Annotated in this window: 16 protein-coding genes; 6 read left to right on the forward strand and 10 right to left on the reverse strand. The window is 64.3% G+C overall.

Annotated features, from left to right (window positions below):
• Positions 1–328: 328 nt before the first annotated feature.
• The 6 genes from P5W99_RS31165 to P5W99_RS31190 form a co-directional block, all read right to left on the reverse strand.
• On the reverse strand, positions 329–694 hold the full coding sequence (locus tag P5W99_RS31165; protein ID WP_421028490.1) for a BON domain-containing protein: 366 nt from the start codon (positions 692–694) through the stop codon (positions 329–331).
• 41 nt (positions 695–735) lie between these two features.
• On the reverse strand, positions 736–1,800 hold the full coding sequence (locus P5W99_RS31170) for a porin (RefSeq protein ID WP_421028491.1): 1,065 nt from the start codon (positions 1,798–1,800) through the stop codon (positions 736–738).
• A 75-nt stretch (positions 1,801–1,875) separates the two neighbouring features.
• The gene (locus P5W99_RS31175) at positions 1,876–3,198 is read right to left on the reverse strand and encodes an MFS transporter (RefSeq protein WP_434666054.1); all 1,323 of its coding nucleotides are present in this window, start codon (positions 3,196–3,198) and stop codon (positions 1,876–1,878) included.
• Positions 3,199–3,218: 20 nt separating this feature from the next.
• A complete protein-coding gene (locus P5W99_RS31180; protein WP_434666056.1) occupies positions 3,219–4,325 on the reverse strand; it encodes a CaiB/BaiF CoA transferase family protein in 1,107 nt (368 codons plus the stop codon).
• A 22-nt stretch (positions 4,326–4,347) separates the two neighbouring features.
• Positions 4,348–5,529 carry an acyl-CoA dehydrogenase family protein gene (locus P5W99_RS31185; RefSeq protein WP_434666059.1) on the reverse strand — a complete coding sequence of 394 codons (1,182 nt, stop codon included), beginning with the start codon at positions 5,527–5,529 and terminating at the stop codon, positions 4,348–4,350.
• An 18-nt stretch (positions 5,530–5,547) separates the two neighbouring features.
• Positions 5,548–7,101 (reverse strand): AMP-binding protein, encoded by a 1,554-nt coding sequence (locus P5W99_RS31190; RefSeq protein WP_434666062.1) that lies wholly within the window; start codon positions 7,099–7,101, stop codon positions 5,548–5,550.
• Between the two features lie 100 nt (positions 7,102–7,201).
• Between P5W99_RS31190 and P5W99_RS31195 the strand changes: the two genes are divergently transcribed.
• Entirely contained in the window at positions 7,202–8,092 is an 891-nt protein-coding gene (locus P5W99_RS31195) for a LysR family transcriptional regulator (protein WP_421028780.1), read from the forward strand.
• A 95-nt stretch (positions 8,093–8,187) separates the two neighbouring features.
• On the opposite strand, the gene P5W99_RS31200 is transcribed toward P5W99_RS31195, so the two are convergent.
• Positions 8,188–9,117 (reverse strand): LysR family transcriptional regulator, encoded by a 930-nt coding sequence (locus P5W99_RS31200; RefSeq protein ID WP_421028496.1) that lies wholly within the window; start codon positions 9,115–9,117, stop codon positions 8,188–8,190.
• A gap of 111 nt (positions 9,118–9,228) precedes the next feature.
• Here P5W99_RS31200 and P5W99_RS31205 point away from each other — a divergent pair, with 111 nt between their 5' ends.
• The 4 genes from P5W99_RS31205 to P5W99_RS31220 all read left to right on the forward strand — a co-directional run bounded on the left by P5W99_RS31205 (position 9,229) and on the right by P5W99_RS31220 (position 14,378).
• Positions 9,229–10,401 (forward strand): acyl-CoA dehydrogenase family protein, encoded by a 1,173-nt coding sequence (locus tag P5W99_RS31205; RefSeq protein ID WP_421028497.1) that lies wholly within the window; start codon positions 9,229–9,231, stop codon positions 10,399–10,401.
• A 45-nt stretch (positions 10,402–10,446) separates the two neighbouring features.
• The gene (locus tag P5W99_RS31210) at positions 10,447–11,295 is read left to right on the forward strand and encodes an FAS1-like dehydratase domain-containing protein (protein ID WP_421028498.1); all 849 of its coding nucleotides are present in this window, start codon (positions 10,447–10,449) and stop codon (positions 11,293–11,295) included.
• Between the two features lie 52 nt (positions 11,296–11,347).
• Positions 11,348–12,544, forward strand: coding sequence for a CaiB/BaiF CoA transferase family protein (locus tag P5W99_RS31215; protein ID WP_421028499.1), 1,197 nt, complete (start codon positions 11,348–11,350; stop codon positions 12,542–12,544).
• 139 nt (positions 12,545–12,683) lie between these two features.
• Complete coding sequence (locus P5W99_RS31220; RefSeq protein ID WP_421028500.1) at positions 12,684–14,378, forward strand: electron transfer flavoprotein-ubiquinone oxidoreductase; 1,695 nt, start codon at positions 12,684–12,686, stop codon at positions 14,376–14,378.
• 574 nt (positions 14,379–14,952) lie between these two features.
• Here P5W99_RS31220 and P5W99_RS31225 read toward each other — a convergent pair.
• The 3 genes from P5W99_RS31225 to P5W99_RS31235 all read right to left on the reverse strand — a co-directional run bounded on the left by P5W99_RS31225 (position 14,953) and on the right by P5W99_RS31235 (position 17,959).
• Entirely contained in the window at positions 14,953–16,452 is a 1,500-nt protein-coding gene (locus P5W99_RS31225; RefSeq protein WP_434666069.1) for a tyrosine-type recombinase/integrase, read from the reverse strand.
• Positions 16,449–17,411 (reverse strand): DNA-binding protein, encoded by a 963-nt coding sequence (locus P5W99_RS31230; RefSeq protein WP_434666072.1) that lies wholly within the window; start codon positions 17,409–17,411, stop codon positions 16,449–16,451. The genes P5W99_RS31225 and P5W99_RS31230 overlap by 4 nt, the downstream gene beginning before the upstream one ends.
• 413 nt (positions 17,412–17,824) lie before the next feature.
• Positions 17,825–17,959: a hypothetical protein gene (locus P5W99_RS31235; RefSeq protein ID WP_434666074.1), complete on the reverse strand. Its 135-nt coding sequence runs from the start codon at positions 17,957–17,959 to the stop codon at positions 17,825–17,827.
• A gap of 558 nt (positions 17,960–18,517) precedes the next feature.
• Between P5W99_RS31235 and P5W99_RS31240 the strand changes: the two genes are divergently transcribed.
• A complete protein-coding gene (locus P5W99_RS31240; RefSeq protein ID WP_434666077.1) occupies positions 18,518–19,153 on the forward strand; it encodes an SDR family oxidoreductase in 636 nt (211 codons plus the stop codon).
• Positions 19,154–20,135 lie beyond the last annotated feature (982 nt).

Here is a 20,135-nt window from a genome sequence, read left to right on the forward strand (position 1 = left end):
TCGGCCGCGCCGAACGCGTCTGAGCCCGGCGATCATTGCATCTACAGACCTCCGACTCGCCAGCAGCTTTCGGCCAGTCGCGCTGACCGCAGTCGCGAAACGAAATCTGGGAGGTGTTGCGCGGGCGTGTCGATCAGCTCAATCTGGTTGCCGATGCGCGCGTCCAGCGACAGGCAACTGGCGATTCGCGAAGGCCACCTGGCGGCGCGATCGATCGTCTGAGGGGCGCGGTGTGTGGCGTCGCCGCCGACGCCGGGCACTTGGGTCGCTTCCGTGCGTCGGGAATGGCGTTGAATCATCGTTCCTGGCATGCGCGTTGGTCTGCTGGCTACAGCGGAGCCCCTGACACGCGGATCTGATTGTCGACGTCTTTGACGCCAGCGACCTGCTTCGCAGCCTCGACAGCGAGGGGGATTTGTGTCGCGTCCACCACCGAGCCGGACAGCGTGACGAGACCATCGTGCGCCTTCACGAGAATGCGGCCCGAAATGAGCCCGCGCGTATGAGCCAGTGCGCGGGCGACCTGACGCGCAAGCTTTCTGTCGGCCGTCTTCGTCGCGGGCGAGGGTTGCGCCGTGCTGGCGGGCGGTGCATCGTTCACGCAAGGATTGGGCGTCTGCGCGAACACATTGGCTGCAAGCACGGCGAACATCGCCATAGTGAGGGTTCTCAGGAGTCGAAAAGAAGTGTTCATGTCGTATCGAGCCATCAAAGCGGGAATGGGCGTTCGGTTGCCTAGAAGCGGGTCATGAGGCCGAGCGATACACCAGTCGTCGAGCGCGTGCCGGACGCCAGGCCCATCGCGGCGAGATTGGTCGGATCGAAGCGATACGCGCCTGAGAGGCCGTTGTAATCGGCTTCCGCATAGACCTCGGTACTTTTCGAAAGGAAATATTCGGCAATCGCATAAGTCGTGAACTTGTGGCCACTCGCTGATTGCGCATTGTGGAGATGGCTGGCGATGTCCTGATAGACCGCGGCGGTGAGCTGGAACGCCGAGGCGGTCGGCGTCCAGACAATACCGCCGCCGGGAATGTGGTCGCGCCGATTCGGTGCAGCGGCATTCGCCGCGCTGACCTCGAGGTCGGAGTAGCTCAGGTAGAGACGCACCGGACCAGCCTGCAGCGAACCACCGCTCCCGAACGTCTGCGCCCATTGGGTCCCTGTGGCGTTCCAGGTCTTCTGATAGGAGAGGCCGCCGAACGCCACGCCCCACTGATACATGGCGGCGCCGGAAAAGTTGGTGCCGGCCCGATTTTCTCCCGCGACACCCCCTGGCGAATAGCTCGCGCCGAATCGGAAGCCCCCAGCCTGCACGAGGTATTTGATCGTGTTGTTGAATCTCGAGTCGAGCGTGAAGTAATTGGCAGCCCATACTACACCGGGCTCGATCGCAAGCGTCTGGCCCCGGCCGAGGTTCGGGTCGACCAGTATCGAGAAGTTCTCGCTGGCGTTGAGTTGGCGACCGAATGTCAGGCGCCCGAAACGACCTGTCAAACCCACGAATGCAGCCTGAGAAAACAGCGTGCCGTCCTTCTTGAGCGCACCAGTGCCACTGTTAAAAGCGTTCTCCAGCTTGAAGATCGCTTGGACACCGCCGCCGAGATCTTCCTTTCCAGTGATGCCAAACGCATTGACGGCGATGACGTTGTTGTTGAAGCCGACAGTCGAGCCTCCCTGGAGTCCGTTGGCCCAACGCACGCCCCCACCGATAGCACCGTACAAGGTCACGCTCGACTGGGCATGCGATGCGACGGGAAGCACGCTGCCGAGCAGGGCGGCCAGCAGAATTTTCTTCATAAGTCTCCATGATTTTTTATTTGTATTGCTTATTAAAATAAAACTGCCGATTTCCAGGCCATTCTTTGCAGGCGGCTAGTCGGGGGCGGCGATCGTGTGGCTCACCTTCGTGGCTGTCACGCCGCATGCGATCCGGGTAGCGGAGCGCTGCGGATCGAGCCAGCATGCGCAAAGCCCACCGCAGGCGAGCAGCACAATGCCGGAAGCGAGGCTTGCCGATTCGAAGCCGTGCGCGGTTGCTCCCCCGGCCTGATCGATGAGCATGCCGGTTACGACGGGCGCCGCGAGACCCGCAAGCGACGAGAACCCATTGCTCAGAGCAAGAATGCCGCCGCGCTGCGTGTCGGGCGTTACTTCGCCGAGTATCGCGGGGCCGATCGAGTACATCGCGAGCGTCATGCCGCCGCCGAGTGTCAGCAGCACACACTTCACCACCGGAGGCGGGTCGAACAGTTTCAGCGCCGCGAGCAATGTGCCGGCGAGCATGAGCGCTACCGCGACGAACGCTCCTCGCCCGATCCGGGACGGTACGCCCCGCTCGAGCATGCGCTGCGAGAGCGTGGCAAGTCCGAGACTCATCGGTGCGGTGACCGCGACGAACAACGCGAATATGCGTCCGGCGGCATGGGCGTCGTAGCCCATGCCGAGTTGCAGCCATCTTGGCGTCCAGGTGAGCGTCATCGCGAGAATCCAGTTCGCCGCAAAATGGCCCGCAAACGTGCCCAATATGGTTCGGTCGGTAAGCAGGATTGCGTAGGGAACGCGTGCCTCGCTCGTGACGCGCGCGCGGGTCGTCAAACGACCTTCGGCACCGAACAGGAGCCAGGCGATGCACCAGAAGATGCCGAGCGCGGCCAGCGCGAGAAAGTTCGCGCGCCAGCCCCAGTGCGTGCTGATGACGGGAATACAGAGGCCGGCAATGAGCAGGCCAAGTGAGCTTCCCTGAAAAAGAACCGCAACCGGCAGATTGCGCTTTTTGTCGGGAAACCACTTATATAGTGCGTGCACGGAAACGGGTGAAGCCGGCCCTTCACTCGCGCCGAGCAACACGCGGCAGACGAGTACGCCCCAAAGGGAGCCGGCGAACAGCATCGGCAACTGCAGGATTGCCCACGCGGCACCCATCAGGAGCAGTAGCGGTTTTGTGGAGGTCCGGTTTGCCACGATGCCGCCAATCACGGCTGAAATGGAGAACAGCCAGTTCAGGCTGCCGCCGATCACGCCGAACTCCGTCGATGAAAGATGCAGATCCCGCATCATGGGTACCGAAACGAGTCCCAGCACCACCTTGTCGAGAAAATTCACCAACATCATCAACGAAAGCAGGATCGTTACGATCCATGCCCGCACTGGATTGAATGAAGGGGTTTCGCTTATCACCGTATCTGTCTCCGTCATTGTTTTTTCTGGTCGACGCCTTAACGTTCGTGCTCGCCGGGCATCGGAACGTGGTCGTCGCCGTCGGGCAGCCCGAGCGAGAACTGCACCGGAAAACGGCATGCGATCGTCTGGTCCGCCGATATCGCGCGGACCATGCCGCGAGCCTGCACATGCGGATCGTCGAACAACTCGCGTGCATCGAGAACCGGCGAGACCGGCAAGTCGAATTCCTGCAGCGCGGCCATCCATTGCGTGAGCGAACGGGTTGCAAAGATCTGCGCGAGCAGCGTGTTGACCTCCTGCTTGTGCTGCTGACGCCCCGCACGCGTGGCGAAGCGCTCGTCCTTCAAGGCGGGGAAATCCGCGCCAATCGCGTCGCGCAGATTCAGCCAGAACTTGTTCTCCAGAATGCCGAGCGCAAGGTGCCGTCCATCTCGCGTTTCGAAGAGGTCGTTCTCCGGCATTACGCCCGGGGAGTCCAGAGGATGATCGACATACTCGCGGGCAGCCCATGCGGCGGGCGCTGTCCATGCCATTACGCAATCGTGGATCGACAGGTCGAGGTACTGGCCACGTCCCGTCGCGCGTGTGCTGAGAATGGCAGCGAGTAGCGCAACCGCGGCGTGGCTCGACGCGGCGTAATCGGCGACCCGCACGCGTGGACGCGCCACCCGGTCGCGCACCTGGACCGGAACGGACCAGAATCCTCCGAGCGCCAGATAGTTGAGATCGTGGCCGGGCGCGTGCGCATAGGGGCCGGTCTGCCCAAAGCCCGAGATCGAACACATCACGAGACGCGGATTCACAGCGGCGAGCGTCGCATAGTCGAGGCCGAGCCGCGCCATGACGCCTGGCCGGAAACCCTCGACGAACGCATCCGCGTCGCGGATCAGCTCGATAAAGGCATCCTTGCCCGCCGGCGTCTTGAGGTCGAGCGCCACCGATCGCTTGCCGCGATTGAGTTGTGCGAAAAGTGCGGGGCTGAGCTGGCGTGTGGGGTCGCCGGCGCCGGGGGGCTCGACCTTCACGACGTCGGCGCCGAGTTGCTGCAGCATGGACGTCGCGTGTGGCCCCGGCAGCAGCTGGCTCGCGTCGACGATCTTCACGCCACTGAGGCAGGACCAGCCCGTTTGCGGGTGAGACATGATTATGGCTTCCGTTCGTGATTCAGGCGGCCGGCTGGGCGGCCTCGAGGATGACGCGCGCAATCGTGTTGCGCTGGATTTCGCTGGTGCCCGTGAAGACGCGGAACATGCGCAGCTTGCGGAAGGTCTGCTCGATGGGGTGGTGGCGCGTCACGCCGACGTTGCCGTGAATCTGCACCGCCTTGTCGGCCACCTCGAAGCAGCGCTCGGAGACGAACAGCTTGCAGGCGGCGCCCTTCATGCGCAGATCGTCGCCGGCGTCGGCAAGCATCGCGGTCTGCGCGATCATGCTCTCGCAGGCCCAGAGCGCAGCCGCCATGTCGGCGAGCATGTGCTGGATCGCCTGGAAGCGCGCAATCGGACCGCCGAACTGGCGGCGCGCGCGGGCATAGTCCAGCGACGCCTCGTAGGCGGACGTCGCACGGCCGAGCATGGTTGGGCAATGCAGCAGACGGTTCACGTTGATGCGGGACATGCCGAGCCGGAAGCCGTTGCCTTCGCCGCCGAACATGTTCGCGCGCGGCACGCGCACGTTGTCGAAGCGAATATCCGCATCGATATGCTGTCCTGACATGGGTACGTAGCGCTGCTCGACCGTCACGCCGGGCAAGTCGAGGTCGACGAGGACGGCCGTGATCGCGGGCGGACTCGTGTTTGCATCGGTCACGCACATGACGATTGCGAAATCGGCGAACGGGGCGCCGCTGATGTAATGCTTCGTGCCGTTGATCACCAGCGCTTCGCCATCCGCGACGGCGGTGGTCGCGATGCTTTGCGCGTCCGAGCCCGAATGCGGTTCGGTCAGCGCGAAGCAGGTCGACTTCTCGCCGTGTATCACCGGCTTGAAATAGCGCTCGACCTGCTCGGGTGTCGCGTACTTCAGCATGTTACCGACTCGCGGCGGGCCGCCCAAATCGCCCAGCACGTGCGGCGCGAGCGCTGCGCCGGATGCGGCAAGGTCGGCCTTGAGCGCGCATTGTTCGAGGATCGAAAATCCTTTGCCGCCGAGCGCGGCCGGCAGGCACGACGCGTAATAGCCGAGTTCGGCCGAGCGCCGCCATACGCGCTGCAGCGTTGGCTTCGGCCACGCGTCTTCGCTGCCGAGGCCGAGCTCGCGCTCCATCGGCAACAGCTCTTCAGCCACGAAGCGCCGGATGCCATCGCGTGTTTCAACGAACGCGGGTTGATTCAGGTAATCGAACATGAAGGCTCTCCGGTGGATTCAGTTGACGCGCCGCGCGGCGCCTTGCCAGTACTGTTCGCGCACGAGCTTGCGTGCAACCTTGCCGCTCGCGTTCTTGGGCAGGTCGGCAACGAAGGTCACCGAGCGCGGCAGCTTGTAGTCGGCGAGCAGCGCGCGGCAGTGCGCGACGAGCGTCTGCACCGCAGCTTCGCGTCCCGGCTTGAGGACGACGACGGCCTTCACCGCTTCGCCCCATTTGTCGTCGGGGACGCCGACCACGCAGGCTTCCAGCACGTCCGGATGCCGATAGATCGCCGCCTCTACCTCGTTCGGATAAACGTTGAAGCCGCCGGAAATGATCATGTCCTTCTTGCGATCGACCAGATAGATGAACCCCTCTTCATCGACGCGCGCGAGATCGCCGGTTCGCAGCCAGCCGTCGACCAGCACCTCGGCTGTGGCCTCGGGAGCGCCCCAGTAGCCGTGGAATACGTCGTTGCCGCGAATCACGATTTCGCCGATCGTATCGCCGCTCACCTCGCGCCCTGCATCGTCCACCACGCACACCTCGGTCTCGCCGAGCGGCCGCCCGCACGACGCAAGCCGCGCGGGCCGATGCGCAAGCGCGTGCGCGTGATCGGCGATGGACAGGCGCGTGACACCCGAAGTCGATTCGCTGGCTCCGTAGCCCTGTGAAAGAATCGGTCCGATGCGTGCCCAGGCCTCCTCGATGCGCGCAGGCGCCATGGGCGCCGCGCCGTAGCTGAGCATCTTCAGGCTGCTCAGGTCGGCTGTGTCGAGCGCGGATTCGCCGAGCACCATGTTGATCATCGCGGGCACCATGAACGCATGCGTGATGTGCAGGCGCGCGATATCGTCGATAAAGCGGGCCGGCTCGAACGCATCGAACAGCACGAGCGTCGCGCCGCAAAAAAGGTATGGCTGCATCAGCATGCCCGAAGCATGCGTGACCGGACCGATCAGCGCGAGGCGGTCGCCGGGGCGTGCCGGAGGATCCATGCCCAGCACGATCTTGCGCAGCGACGCGAGGCGATTGCCATAAGTCTGCATGGCGGCCTTGATGCGCCCGGTCGAGCCCGACGAAAAGTGCAGCACGGCGAGATCTGCGGCCTGCGGATGGTATTGCGGCGCGCTCGTGCCGGCGCGCTCGATCAGCGCTTCGTAGCTCGCGTATCCGGGCACCTCGATGCCGATCGCCACAAACGTCTCGATCGAAGCGAATCCGGCCGACTCCCGCGTATAGGCGGTGTATCCCGGACCCGCGATCAAGACCCGCGGCGCGCAGTTTTCGACGACATCGGCTGCCTCGTGCGACGTGAAGCGCGGATTCAGCGCGGCCTTCACGAGGCCGGTCTTGTAGAGCGCGCACTCGATTTCGACCAGCTCCGTGCAATTGCGCGCCTGCACGGCGACGCGATCGCCTCTCGTCAGGCCCAAAGCCAGCAACGCGTTGCCGAGGCGCGTCGAGCGTTCGTCGAGCTGGCGAAAGCTCAGTTGCCGATCGTGATGAATGACCGCCGTGCGGTCGCCCCAATATCGCGCGGCGCGCCGCAAAAAGTAGGCAAAGCTCAATCTGGGTCTCCTGGTTCAACTGTCTGGCCGTAGTCTGTAAGATGTGAGGCATTACCTCAATACACCACTTGGCATATAGCCATAACCATGAGGAATGGCATTGGAAACGCGCGATCTCGAGTATTTGCTGGCCGTGCAGGATCACGGCAGCATCGGCAAGGCGGCTGAGGCGGTCGGTGTGAGTCAGCCGGCGTTGACAAAGGCACTGCGGCGAGTCGAGTCGCAGGCAGGGCTGGCGCTCTTCGAGCGCACGCCTAACGGCGTCACGCCGACGCCCGCCGGTGAGCTGTTTCTTGTGCGCGCACGGCGTATCGCGCTCGAATACGACGATGCGTTAAAGGAAATGGAAGCGCTGCAGGGCGGTGAGCACGGTCTGCTGCGGATCGGCTACTCGCCGACTGTGCCTGGCGCGCTCGTGCCTGGCGCCTGCCAGAAGCTGATGAAAGAACGGCCGGCCGCGAAACTGCGGCTGCGTTTGCGGCTGGCGCGCGACCTCGGAGAACTGCTGCGGGCGGGCGAACTGGACCTGATCGTCGCGCCGCAACTCAGTCGCGAAGACGAGACGTGCGTATTCGTCGAGCTCTTTCACGACAGCCTCGTGGTGCTCGCGGACGAGGCTCACCCGCTTCATCGAAAGCGTCATCTCACGCTCGCCGATCTGGCCGGTGAGGAATGGCTGTTGCCCGCGCCCCATATGCCGATTCGGCAGCAGGTCGACGACGTTTTCCGGCGGCACGGTCTCGCAGGACCGAAACTGCGCGTCGAGACCGATTTCGGCAGTACGTCGTTGCTGCATTTGCTGCTCGGTACGAAGATGCTCTGCGTGGCAGGAGCCGAATCGATGAACGCCCTGCGCGGCTTGCGCGCCTTGCGGCTGGACCCGGATCAACTCGACCTGCGTCGGGAGGTGGGCATTACGTACCGGGCAGGCTCTTATTTGCCGCCGCTCGCACAGCGCCTGATCTCGGTGTTGAAGGAGCATTTGGCGTGACCGCCGGGGGACGTGCCCGCCCCGACCCTGTTGCTCCGGATGTTGGCGGCCAATCGGTTTCCGCGCGGCCATGAAACCCGAAAGACGTTCAGGCGCTAGCCCAGCCAGCGCGCGTCAGGCCAGCGGCCCTGCTCGAACGTGCTCTTGACGCAGTCCAGCAGCACGCCGACCACGCAGCGCACGGGGGCGGTGGCCTGGCGGCTGCTGGGTGCGGCCAGCACGATGGTGCGCCGCAGCCCGGGCGACGCGAGCGGAGCCGCGCTCAGCAGACCCCGCTCGACCTCCTGCGTGACGCCCACAGCCGGAATGATGGTCCAGCCGTGGCCTTGCGCGACCAGTTCTTTCTGCACGCTCAGCGCATTGGTTTCGGCAAACACGCGCAGCGTCACGCCGGCTTCCGTCGCGGCGTGCTCGATCATGGCGCGCAGGCCTTGCGGCGCGGCGGGCAGCACGAAGGGCTCGCGCGCCACGCGCGAGAACGCGATCGCTCGCTTGTGCGACAACCTCGCGGATGGCGCGGCCACCGCCCACAAACTTTCTTCGATCAACGCCTTCACGTGCAGCGCGGGCGTTTCTTTCTGGCCATAGAGCAGGGCGGCGTCCACGTCGCCGGCTTCGAGCCAGTCGTGCAGATGCCCGGCGTAGCCGATGGTCAGCCGCAGGCGGATATGCGGGTAGCGCCGCGCCACCTCGCCGGCCAGCAACGTGGCCAGCAGATCCGAGGTGCTGGCGAGGAGCCCGATGCTCACGATGCCCGAGACCGGCCCTTCGGTGGGCTGGATTTCAGCCTTGGCGCGCGCCACCTCGTCGAGGATGCGGCGCGCGTATTCGAGCATGGTCTTGCCCGAAGGCGTGAGCTGCATGCCGTGACGGCCGCGCTCGAACAGCTCCGTGCCCATGTCCTCCTCGAGCAGGCGCAACTGACGCGACACGGCAGGCTGCACGAGGTTCAGCAGGCTGGAGGCGCGCGTGACGTTGCCGGTCTCGGCCACCGTGACGAAGGCGCGGAGTTGCTTGAGATCCATCGTAGATACCTCGATGCCAAATGCTGATGCATAAATCAAATAATTCTATTATTCCTCGGTGCCATCAAATATTACTATGGATCAACACAAGCCACTCACGAGACACCCGCCATGAGCGCTTCCATCTTTTGCGCACCCGACCAATATCAGGAGATCCGCGACGCAGTGCGCGCGCGGTGCAACCAGTTCCAGGCCGACTATCACCGCAAGATCGACGAGCAGCGGGGCTACCCCGAGGCGTTCGTCGATGCGCTCACCAAGGCAGGCTGGCTGGCCGCGCTGATCCCGCAGGACTACGGCGGCCCGGGCCTTTCGATGGCGGAGGCCTCGGTCATCATGGAGGAGATCAATCGCTCGGGCGGTAATTCAGGGGCGTGCCATGGTCAGATGTATGTGATGAACACCATCGTCTTCAGCGGCACCGAGGCGCAGAAGCAGCGCTATCTGCCCCGCATAGCCGCGGGCGAGCTGCGCGTGCAATCGATGGGCGTGACCGAGCCCACCACGGGCAGCGACACCACCAAGCTCAAGACCACGGCGGTGAAGAAGGATGGCCGCTGGGTCATCAATGGCCAGAAGGTGTGGATCTCGCGCGTGCAGCACAGCGACCTGCTGATCCTGCTCGCGCGCACCACGCCCATCGACCAGGTGCAGAAGAAGAGCGATGGGCTGTCGTGCTTTATCGTCGAGCTCGACAAGGCCATCGGCAACGGCCTCACGGTGCGGCCCATTCTCAACATGGTCAATCACGAGACCAATGAGCTGTTCTTCGACAATCTGGAGCTGCCCGAAGACGCCTTGCTGGGCACCGAGGGCAAGGGCCTGAAAGTGATCTTCGACGGCCTGAACGCCGAGCGCACGCTGATCGCGGCCGAGTGCATCGGCGACGGCTACTGGTTCCTCGAAAAGGCGCGCGACTATGCGAGCGAGCGCAAGGTGTTCGGCCGCGCCATCGGCCAGAACCAGGGCATCCAGTTCCCGCTGGCTGAATGCTTCATCGAGCTCGAAGCCGCCAATCTGATGCGCTGGCGCGCCTGCGAGAAGATCGATGCGCGCCAGAACGCGGGCGTGGAAGCCAATATGGCCAAGTATCTGGCCGCCAAGGCCAGTTGGGAAGCCGCCAACGCCTGCCTGCAAACGCATGGCGGTTTCGGCTTCGCCTGCGAATACGACGTCGAGCGCAAATTCCGCGAAACGCGCCTCTATCAGGTCGCGCCCATCTCCACGAACATGATCCTGGGTCATGTGGCCGAGCACGTGCTGCAGCTTCCGCGTTCCTATTGATGGCCGAAACAAATCGTAAGCAATCCTTTTGATGAAGCGACACCTATGAGCCAGGAAAACCCGCCTTCCTTCGAAGCCTGGGTGGGCCGCAGCGAAGCAAACGCTGACCGGATCACCGAAACGCCCGTGCGCTTCATGCAGGCCACGCTGGACGCCGCCGATGCCGGCACGCCGCCGACGCAACTGCCGCCGCTCTGGCATTGGCTGTACTTTCTGCCTGCCGCGCGCCAGTCCGACATCGGTGCGGACGGGCATCCGCAGCGCGGCGGCTTCCTGCCGCCCGTCACGCTGCCGAGGCGGATGTGGGCCGGCGGGCGCTTGCAGTTTCTGCAGCCGCTCACCATCGGCGAGCCGATCCGGCGTGTTTCCACCGTCAAGAGCATACAGAGCAAGTCCGGGCGCAGCGGCCAGTTGTTGTTCGTGACCGTGCTGCACGAAATCAGCGGCGCGAGCGGACTGGCCATCCGCGAGGAGCACGACATCGTCTACCGCGACGCCCCGGCCCCCGGCGCGAGCGCGCCGCAGCCCGTGGCGGCCCCCGTCGACGAGCAGTTCGGACGCACCATCACGCCCGACCCCGTGTTGCTGATGCGCTATTCGGCGCTCACCTTCAACGGCCACCGCATCCATTACGACCGTCCCTATGTCATGGAGGAAGAGGGCTATTCGGGCCTCGTGGTGCATGGGCCGCTGATCGCCACGCTGCTGATGGAGGAGTTGCGCCGCGCGCATCCGGAAAAAACTATCCGCAGCTTCGAATTCAAGGCGGTGAGCCCCTTGTTCGATATCGCGCCGTTCACCGTCAACGGCAAGCTCGAAGGCGACACCGCGCATTTGTGGGCGCGTGGTCCCGAGGGCCAGTTGGCCATGCAGGCCAGCGCAAGAATCGAATAAACGCATCGAATAACTGTGTCGAATAACTGCGCCTATAAAGTCGAGACAAACCATGTCGGAACCCAACCGCAAGGGCCCGCTCAGCGGCCTGACCGTCATCACGCTGGAGCACGCGATTGCCGCGCCGTTCTGCACCCGTCAGCTTGCCGACCTGGGCGCGCGCGTCATCAAGGTGGAGCGGCCTGGCGTCGGCGATTTCGCGCGCGCCTACGACCATCGCACGCGCGGGCTGGCCTCGCACTTCGTGTGGACCAACCGCTCCAAGGAAAGCCTCACGCTGGACCTGAAGCAGCCCGCGGCCCAGGCGGTGCTGGGCGAGCTGATCGCCGGGGCCGACGTGCTCGTGCAGAATCTCGCCCCAGGCGCGGCCGCGCGCATGGGCTTGTCGTTCGAGGCGCTGCACGCGAAGCATCCGAAGCTCGTCGTGTGCGATATCTCCGGCTATGGCGCCGATGGCCCCTACCGCGATAAAAAAGCCTACGACTTACTGATTCAGAGCGAAGCCGCCTTTCTGTCGATCACCGGTACGCCCGATGAGCCCAGCAAGGCCGGCAATTCGATTGCCGACATCGCGGCCGGCATGTATGCCCACACGGGCATCCTGAGCGCACTCTTGCAGCGCGGCATCAGCGGAGAAGGTTCGCATGTCGAAATATCCATGCTCGAAGCGCTGGGCGAATGGATGGGCTTTCCCATGTACTACGCTTACGATGGCCAGGAGCCGCCCGCGCGCAACGGCGCGGCGCACGCCACCATCTATCCCTATGGCCCGTTCAAGGCCGGCGATGACCGCGTGGTGATGCTGGGCCTGCAAAACGAGCGCGAGTGGAAGCTGTTCTGCGATCTCGTATTGCGCCGCCCCGAGCTTGCGGCAGACCCGCGCTTCGACGCCAATGTGCGCCGCACGGAAAACCGCTCGGCCCTGAAATCGACGATCGAGCAGACGTTCGCGAGCCTCACGGCGCAGGAGGTGATCGCGCGCCTCGATGAAGCGCAGATCGCCAATGCCGCCGTCAACCAGGTGGGCGATTTGTGGACCCATCCGCAACTGCACGCGCGCGAGCGCTTTACCACCGTCGGCTCGCCCGCCGGCGCGTTGCAGGCGCTGCTGCCGCCTGCCAACGTCAATAGCTTCGACGTCCGCATGGATCCCGTGCCGGCGCTCGGCGAGCACAGCGCGGCCATTCTGCGCGAACTGGGCCGCTCGAACGCCGATATCGAGCAACTGCAGGCCGATGGCGTGATCTGAGCCACGTCCGCAATCATTGCTTCCCCCCATCGCAGGTGGGTGGTGTGAAGCAGGCCTTGGGCCATACTCACGCCGAACTATGCTGGGCACGCCACGTCAATGGGCAGCCGGGGCGCATCCCATTACTCGAGAACACACGATGAATAGCGAAGACCTTTTGGCACAACACGGCCCGCGCGAATCCATGGAGTACGACGTGGTGATCGTGGGCGGCGGCCCCGGCGGCATGGCCACGGCCATCCGCATCAAGCAACTGGCGGCGGAGCAGGGCCAGGACGTCTCGGTGGTGGTGCTCGAAAAGGGCTCCGAACCGGGCGCGCACATTCTCTCGGGCGCGATCATGGACCCCATGGCGCTGACCGAACTGCTGCCGGACTGGAAGGCGCTCGGCGCGCCGCTGAACCAGCCCGTCACCGAAGATGCCTACGTGTTCCTCGGCGAGAAAACGGCCCGACGCGTGCCCAACCGGCTCCTTCCGCCGTTCGCGCACAACCACGGCAACTACATCATCAGCCTGGGAGCCCTTACTAAATGGCTGGGCGGACAGGCGGAGTCGCTGGGCGTGGAAATCTTTCCCGGCTTTGCCGCGACCGAGGTGCTCTACAACGAAGACGGCTCGGTCAAAGGCGTGGCCACGGGCAATATGGGCATCGGCAAGGATGGCGAGCCCACCAACAATTTCCAGCTCGGCATGGAACTGCACGCCAAATACACGATCTTCGCGGAGGGTGCGCGCGGGCACCTGGGCAAGCAGGTCGTCGCGCGTTACCAGCTCGACACGGGGCGCGATCCGCAAAGCTTTGGCCTTGGCATCAAGGAGGTGTGGGAGATCGACCCGGCGCGCCACCAGCCCGGCTTCGTCATGCACACGGCCGGCTGGCCCATGGACAGCAAAACCTACGGTGGCGCTTTTCTGTACCACCTGGACGGCAACAAGATGGCCGTCGGCTTCGTTACGGGCCTCGGCTACGCCAACCCTTACCTGAGCCCGTTCGAAGAGTTCCAGCGCTGGAAGACTCACCCGGGCATTCGTCGCTACTTCGAGAACGACAACGGCGAGGTCACGGCGAAACGCCTCTCGTACGGCGCGCGCGCGATCAACGCGAGCGGCATCAATGCGCTGCCCAAATTCGTGTTCCCTGGCGGCGCACTGGTGGGTTGCGATGCGGGCTTTCTCAATGTGAGCCGCATCAAGGGCAGCCATGCCGCCATCAAGACCGGCATGCTCGCGGGCGAGGCGGCCTATGCGGCCGTGGCGGCGGGGCGCCAGCACGACGAACTCGAAGCCTACCCGGAAGCCTTCGAAAAGAGCTGGCTGCATGCCGAGCTGAACAAGGATCGCAACTTCAAGAACTGGTTTCGGTACGGTCTCGCGGTGGGCACGCTGATGAACGGCTTCGAGCAACTCGTGCTGCGTGGACGGATGCCGTGGACGCTGCGCCGGCACAAGCCCGATCATGCTTACCTCAAGCCGGCTAGCGAGTGCGAACCTATCGTGTATCCGAAGCCCGATGGCAAGCTGACGTTTGATCGCCTTTCCAGCGTATTCATCAGCAATACCAATCATGAGGAAAACCAGCCCGCGCATCTGACGCTCAAGGATGCGGGCGTGCCGGTGGGGGTCAATCTGGCGAAGTATGCGGGGCCCGAGGCGCGTTATTGTCCGGCCGGCGTTTACGAGTTCCTCGACGACGAGCTGCGAGGCGGCCAGCAGTTGCGGATCAATGCGCAGAATTGCTTGCATTGCAAGACGTGCGATATCAAGGACCCGACGCAGAATATCGTTTGGGTCACGCCTGAAGGTGGTGGCGGGCCTAATTATTCGGGCATGTGATAGGGGCTGCCGCAGGGCCTTTTGAGGTGGCGCGGGAACCATAAATCTTTAACTTGGGCAGGAGATAAGTGCGGATTCCTGGTTTTTTACCGTATTTCTTGAACTGGGTTAATCGTGCGGTCGCCAGTTAAGGCCGTATTCTTGCTGAAAGGTACATTACTAGCCGAAACGCCATCGGAGAGACCCCGCAGATCCGGCGAAGCCTGTTCAACCATGCAGGTGGCGAAAGTCCCACCCGACCCGTTACGGGTAGGCACTGGTTATATGTGACGAACTGAAGCTGTTCAAGGGCTATCGGGTTCGCCGTGCTACCACCCCGAAAGCGTCCCCGGCATGATAGGTCCCATAAATCTTGACGTGAAGCGGACAGGAAAACAGTGGGGGGGGGAAACCGCATGCTGCGTTTGACGTGGCGGGAGCTGGAAACGTGGCCATGGCAACGGGTTGAGGCCCACCGCGAAAGCGAGGGAGAAGCCACCGAGGGCCTACCGTGCGCGGGCCTGTTCTCGACCCTACCGATGAGATAGGGCTTGGCGGCTGCACAAGGGTTCGATGACGATCCGTCGAGTGTCGCCTAGCTATTGCTGCGAAAACTCTCCTCCACAAACGCCCTGAGCTGCGTGGTATCGGTCCGCGCATAGGCGGCCGTGGTCTGCACCGAGGCGTGGCCGAGCAGCGCCTGCGCCACCGGCAGCGGCACGCGGTGATCGACCACCAGGGTACGCGCATAGCCATGCCGCAGCCAGTGCGTCGACGCCGTTTCCAGCGCCGCACGCAGGGCGCTTTCTTCGGGCGGCAGCCGGGCCGCGGCCAGCGCAAACACCGCCCGCACCTCGTCGTAGAGGCCGCTCGTACCCAGCGCCCGGCCGCGTTCGCTGTGGATGAGCGGCAGGCGCTCGCCAGGTGGGGGATCCGCGGGCAGCCCCCGCGCGCACCGGTACGCGCGCAGCGCCGGCAGGCAGGTCGAGGGGAGCGGGATGGCGCGTTGCTTGCCGCCCTTGCCGGTGACATGCAGGGTCCACTGGCGGGCCTCGTCCGCCTCGATCCGCGGTAGCGCGAACTCCTCGTTCCACACCAGTTCGGCGAGCCGGATGCCGGCAAAGCGGTACAGCGCCCAGACCGCGCGGCGCCGCGCCCAGACAGTGGCTGGAACTTCTTCTGGCGCGTCACCTGCCGCGACCGCATCACAGTGCGCGAGCGCGGCGGCCGGCAGGAAGCGCACCGGTGTCCAGGTCATGCGCGCGCGGCCCCCGGCGGCCAGGCCCTCGGCCGGATTGACCGTGAGATAGCCCGTGCGGTGCCACCACGCGAACAGGCTCGAGACCACGGCGAGGGCGCGGGAGATGCTCGCCGGCGCCGCACGCCGGACGGTTCCGGCGACCTCGGCACGCGGGGCCTGCAGGGCGTCGCGGTACGCCATCAGGTCCTGGCGGGTGAGATCCGAGTAGGGGCCCAGGCGTTCGCGCGTACACCAGGCCGCGAGCCGCCGCAATTCGGTTACGTAGGCGCGCAGGGTGTGCGGCGAGTGCGAGGCCCGCTCGCGCAGGAACAGTTTTACGGCCTGGGCGTCATCGGCGACACCGAGGGTGTTGGTCAGCGCCGCCGGATTAGCGAAGCGCCCCGCGCGGGCGAGCCATTCGGGATCTACGCCGGCGGGCAGGCCCGCACTGCCATCTGTGACCGTGTGCCGGATCGCCAGGGCGCCGTCCGTCGCGTCGTCAGGTGACGCCAAGCGGAACCGCCGACGATGCTGGCGCAGCACCCGCTCGAGCACCGTGGCGGCAGCGGGGGCGGAACTTTCCGACACCACGCGCAGGCGCCCGCGCTCCCAGTACTCGATGGCGGCGTCGTGCTCGAGCAGCAGCGCGAAAACCGCCGGGTGCTCGCGCTTCGCGTCGGCCAGCGACGGGCAGCCGCGCTTGAGGGCCGTCAGGGTCCAGCGCACGTAGACGGGGTGGCCGAGCGCATGCGCGACGTATTCCAGCGCGGCTTCCGGCGGCTCCGGCAGGCGCCGCGGCGGGCGGCAGCCCATGTCGAGCCAGGTAGACAGACCGGGCGGATGGGACGGCGTCATCGTGCTTTCCTCGCGGACGTGACCGCGGCCGCCTTCATCGTTCGGGTCGTGTGGGCCATGCTGCGTACCGGGCGACGTGTGCCCGCCGGTTGTGCCTTCGCCGTCGCGCTGCCGACACGCGCCAGCGTCTGGCGCTGCTGCTCGACCAGCGTGGCCAGCGCGGCCGCTTCCGCGGCGGCGTGCTGCCGGGCGTTGCGCTCCTCTCCCAGTTCGGTCAGCAGCCGCTCGCGCAGCGACTCGAGCGCGGCGAGCCGCTCGCCCGTGCGCGCCAGTTCCGCTTCGAGGCGCTGCCGCTCGGTCTGGAAGGTTTCGCGCTGGTGCGCGGTTTCCCGCAGCAGCTGTTTCGAGAGGCCGTCATAGCGGGCGCGTTCGGCAGTGAGCGCGCTGGCATGCTGCCGGGCGGCACTGGCCGTTGCTGTCTCAGCAACCGTCAGCTTCGCCTGAAGCTGGCCCGCCGCATCTTCGAGGGCGGTGGTCCGCTGCGTGGCCGCCTCGCACCCGGCGCGGGCGACGGCCAGCTCCGCCTCACGCGCACTGAGCCGGGTGCGCACGTCGGCCAGCTCCACCCGCAGCAGTTCGACCTTCAGCCCTGCGTTGTGCTGCGCCTCGGTGGCGGCCGCCACGATGCCATCGGTTTCGCGGCGCAGCCGCACGATGCCGTCCAGCTGCGTGGCGACGGCGGCTTCCCACAGCGCGCGCATCTGCGCGGCGATCTCGGGCGGCACGTCGGGCACCGCGAAGCCGGCGAGGCCCGCCTGCACGAGCTCTGCCTCGATCGCATTGAGGTGCCGCGAGAGCGTGGCGGGGTCCCCGGCGCCCAGCCGCGCGCGCAGTTTCCGGACCGAGACGATCTTCCGGAAGCGGGTGTCGGAGGCGGGCGCGGGGTCGCCCGCCTCGGCGAGCATCGCGAGGACGGTGGCGCGGATCGCGTCGGGGGTGACAGCGGCGGGGCGGGCCATGGGAGCCTCCGGCATCGGACGGGCAGCAAACGGCGGCGCGAGGCAGGGCGATCGGCGCAGGGGCAAGTGCCGGGGCGGCCGCACGGGGCGCAGGGCGGAAATTCCAGCATAGATTACGCACGAGCCTCACGCCAGACAACCCGCTTTGGCGTGATTAAAAACGCGGATCCCGTGATAAACGCCCTTATCGCGGCCAGCGCCAACGCTCATGCGTCCAGCTGCAGCGGCAAGCGAAGCCCCGTTTGTCACCCAGACGCAAGCCTGTGCCTGCGACCTGACAGACTTGATGATGTTCGCAAACGTATCGGCCGGCCAGGTCACCATCCTGCCGGCGGGTTCAATGCGCACCGGGATCGACAGCCGTGTGGCGGGGTGCGGAATGCCGCATGGCAGGGCGACAACGCAGGGATGCATCACGCAAGGTTGAGCATGGCGTTGCCCCAGCGACAGGCGTACTCTTCGAGAATCACCTGGTCGGATTCGGGCGCGACCTCCAGTGCGTAGTCGATAAACAGCTGCGCCGGGCGCAATATGTCTTGCAGCGTCAATAAAGACGCGCTCCCCCCATCTCCATAGCGGCTTTAATGAAGCTTTGCTGGTGGGCGACATCGACGAACCATGCGAGTGAGGGAAGCCGTGATAGGTCCACGTTGGTCCTTATTGTAAATTTTCAAATACAACTGTAGTGCGGATTGGCCGCTATGAAAAACCCAGTGCACTCTCTACAGTTCAGTCATCGGCGCTTGGCCTGCAGGTTTCAGAGAGGTCAATACCGCTACCCGCCTGCGTAATTTCGGCATTGAAATTCGCGGTGAAAGGAATGACGTTTGCACTGGTCAACGAAGCGTGTTTCCGACTTGCGAAGAACGGCGTGAAATACCTTCCGTGATCGACCTGTTTACGGCGTCGAAGGACCATTCTTGGGTAGCTGATGTGCAACCGCATCGCCGGATGCAAAACGCGCCGAGGTTTGGCGCGTTGTCGTTACGCGCATCAGAGGAAAATGAGGCGTTGGCCAAACTGGTTCTTTTCATAAAATGCCCTTTGACTGCTCTCGCGCCCGTGGCTTCCACCGACATGTCAACCAACCAGGTCGAGAAAACACTATGACTAAGGTACTAATCCTGGGCGCCAGCGGCCAGGTTGCGCGCTGGGCTGTCCAGATGCTGGGCGAGCGCCGCGACGTGGAGCAGACACTGCTCGTACGCGATCCGAAGAAACTCACCAGCAGCGAACCCGCCAACGCTAAGATCGTCATCGGCGACGTGATGGACAAGAGAACGCTCTCCCAGATCATGGAGGGGCAGGACGTGGTCTACGCCAATCTTGCGGGCGAGGTGGACGCGCAGACCGAGCGGATTCTCGAGGTAATGCGGGCCAAGGGCGTCAAGCGCCTGATTTTCGTGAATTCGCTGGGTATCTACGACGAGGTTCCCGGCAAGTTTGGCGACTGGAACCGCGACGAGATCGGACAGTACCTGCCGCCCTACCGCAGGTCGGCGGACCTGATCGAAGCATCCGACGTGGAATACACTATTCTTCGCGCAGCCTGGTTGCAAGATGAAAACGAAGTGAGCTACGAAATCACCGCGAGGGATGAGCCGTTCAAGGGCACGGAAGTTTCTCGTAAAAGCGTGGCCGCGCTGGTAGTGGAACTCATAGAGAACCCCGACCGCCTGGTGCGCGCCAATGTCGGAGTGAACAAACCGGGCACGGATGGAGACAAGCCCGCATTCGTTTAACCGAATGGCGGGCAGCAAAGCCATGCGTGCCACCATAAGTAATGTACCCAAGGTAAACGAGGCGGAGGCTTGCCGAAAGCGGGAAACTGGGAGTGCGTGCGACGACCCAGCGATGTCGCCGACATCGCTCCTTACCTTCCGTATCTTTGGCGCGCTACCGGTCGTGACTCAACGTTGCTTCAGGTAACGCCGCCATCGGGCAAAGTCATAGCCCCTGTTCGCACGCAGTATGTCCGAGTATTTGCCGAGCTGTCCCTTCGGCCCGGACAACATCGAATCGTCCCCGTCGGTCCCTGTGACCGTGATGGCACGCGGAACGTCTCACGTACCTGTGGTGATATGCCGGTTCAACCAAGCGTGGTCCGTGCCGTCGGATTGGGATTTGTTTCTTGGCCTGTGCGACTGAAAATGCTGAGCGCATCAAGCCTCGCCCGTTCCTAATCAATCTCGTCATATCCACGCAGGCGCCGAAGCATTCCCAGTTGCACCTGGCCTGATGCGTGTATGGCGTGCCATTCGCGTAACCGTCGCTGGAATGTCTTGGCGCTGCCGAAGCCGGGTTCCCGCAGCACGTCTTCCGGCGAATCCCCGTTTGCAGGACAGACAGGATGCCGTTCAATGTTGCACGGTAATCGACCGCGCGACGTCGGCTACCTTTGCGTGCCATGAATAATAACTGTCAACAGAGGGCACCCAGATAGGTCGCCGTCGAACTGGAGTCGCTGCCTCGCAGTGGCTAGTTCAACGCGCCCCAGTGAAGCGTAGCGGTTTCGGAGCCGCTTCGCGCCTACCAACGTACGGAACACCAGATGGCGAGCGATTGCCGGTTGAGCACTGGTGTCAGTAACATCCGCCGAACTGCTTCGAGCAGCCACAGCTGTCTCGATCATTCAAATACAGGACTGCCCCGTTCCCGATGCCATTCCTCTACTTGCAGGTATAAGGCGCGCATGCCCGCCGTGACGAGCAGATTGACAACAAC

It is taken from the genome of Paraburkholderia sp. A3BS-1L (assembly GCF_051125215.1).
Taxonomy (GTDB): domain Bacteria; phylum Pseudomonadota; class Gammaproteobacteria; order Burkholderiales; family Burkholderiaceae; genus Paraburkholderia.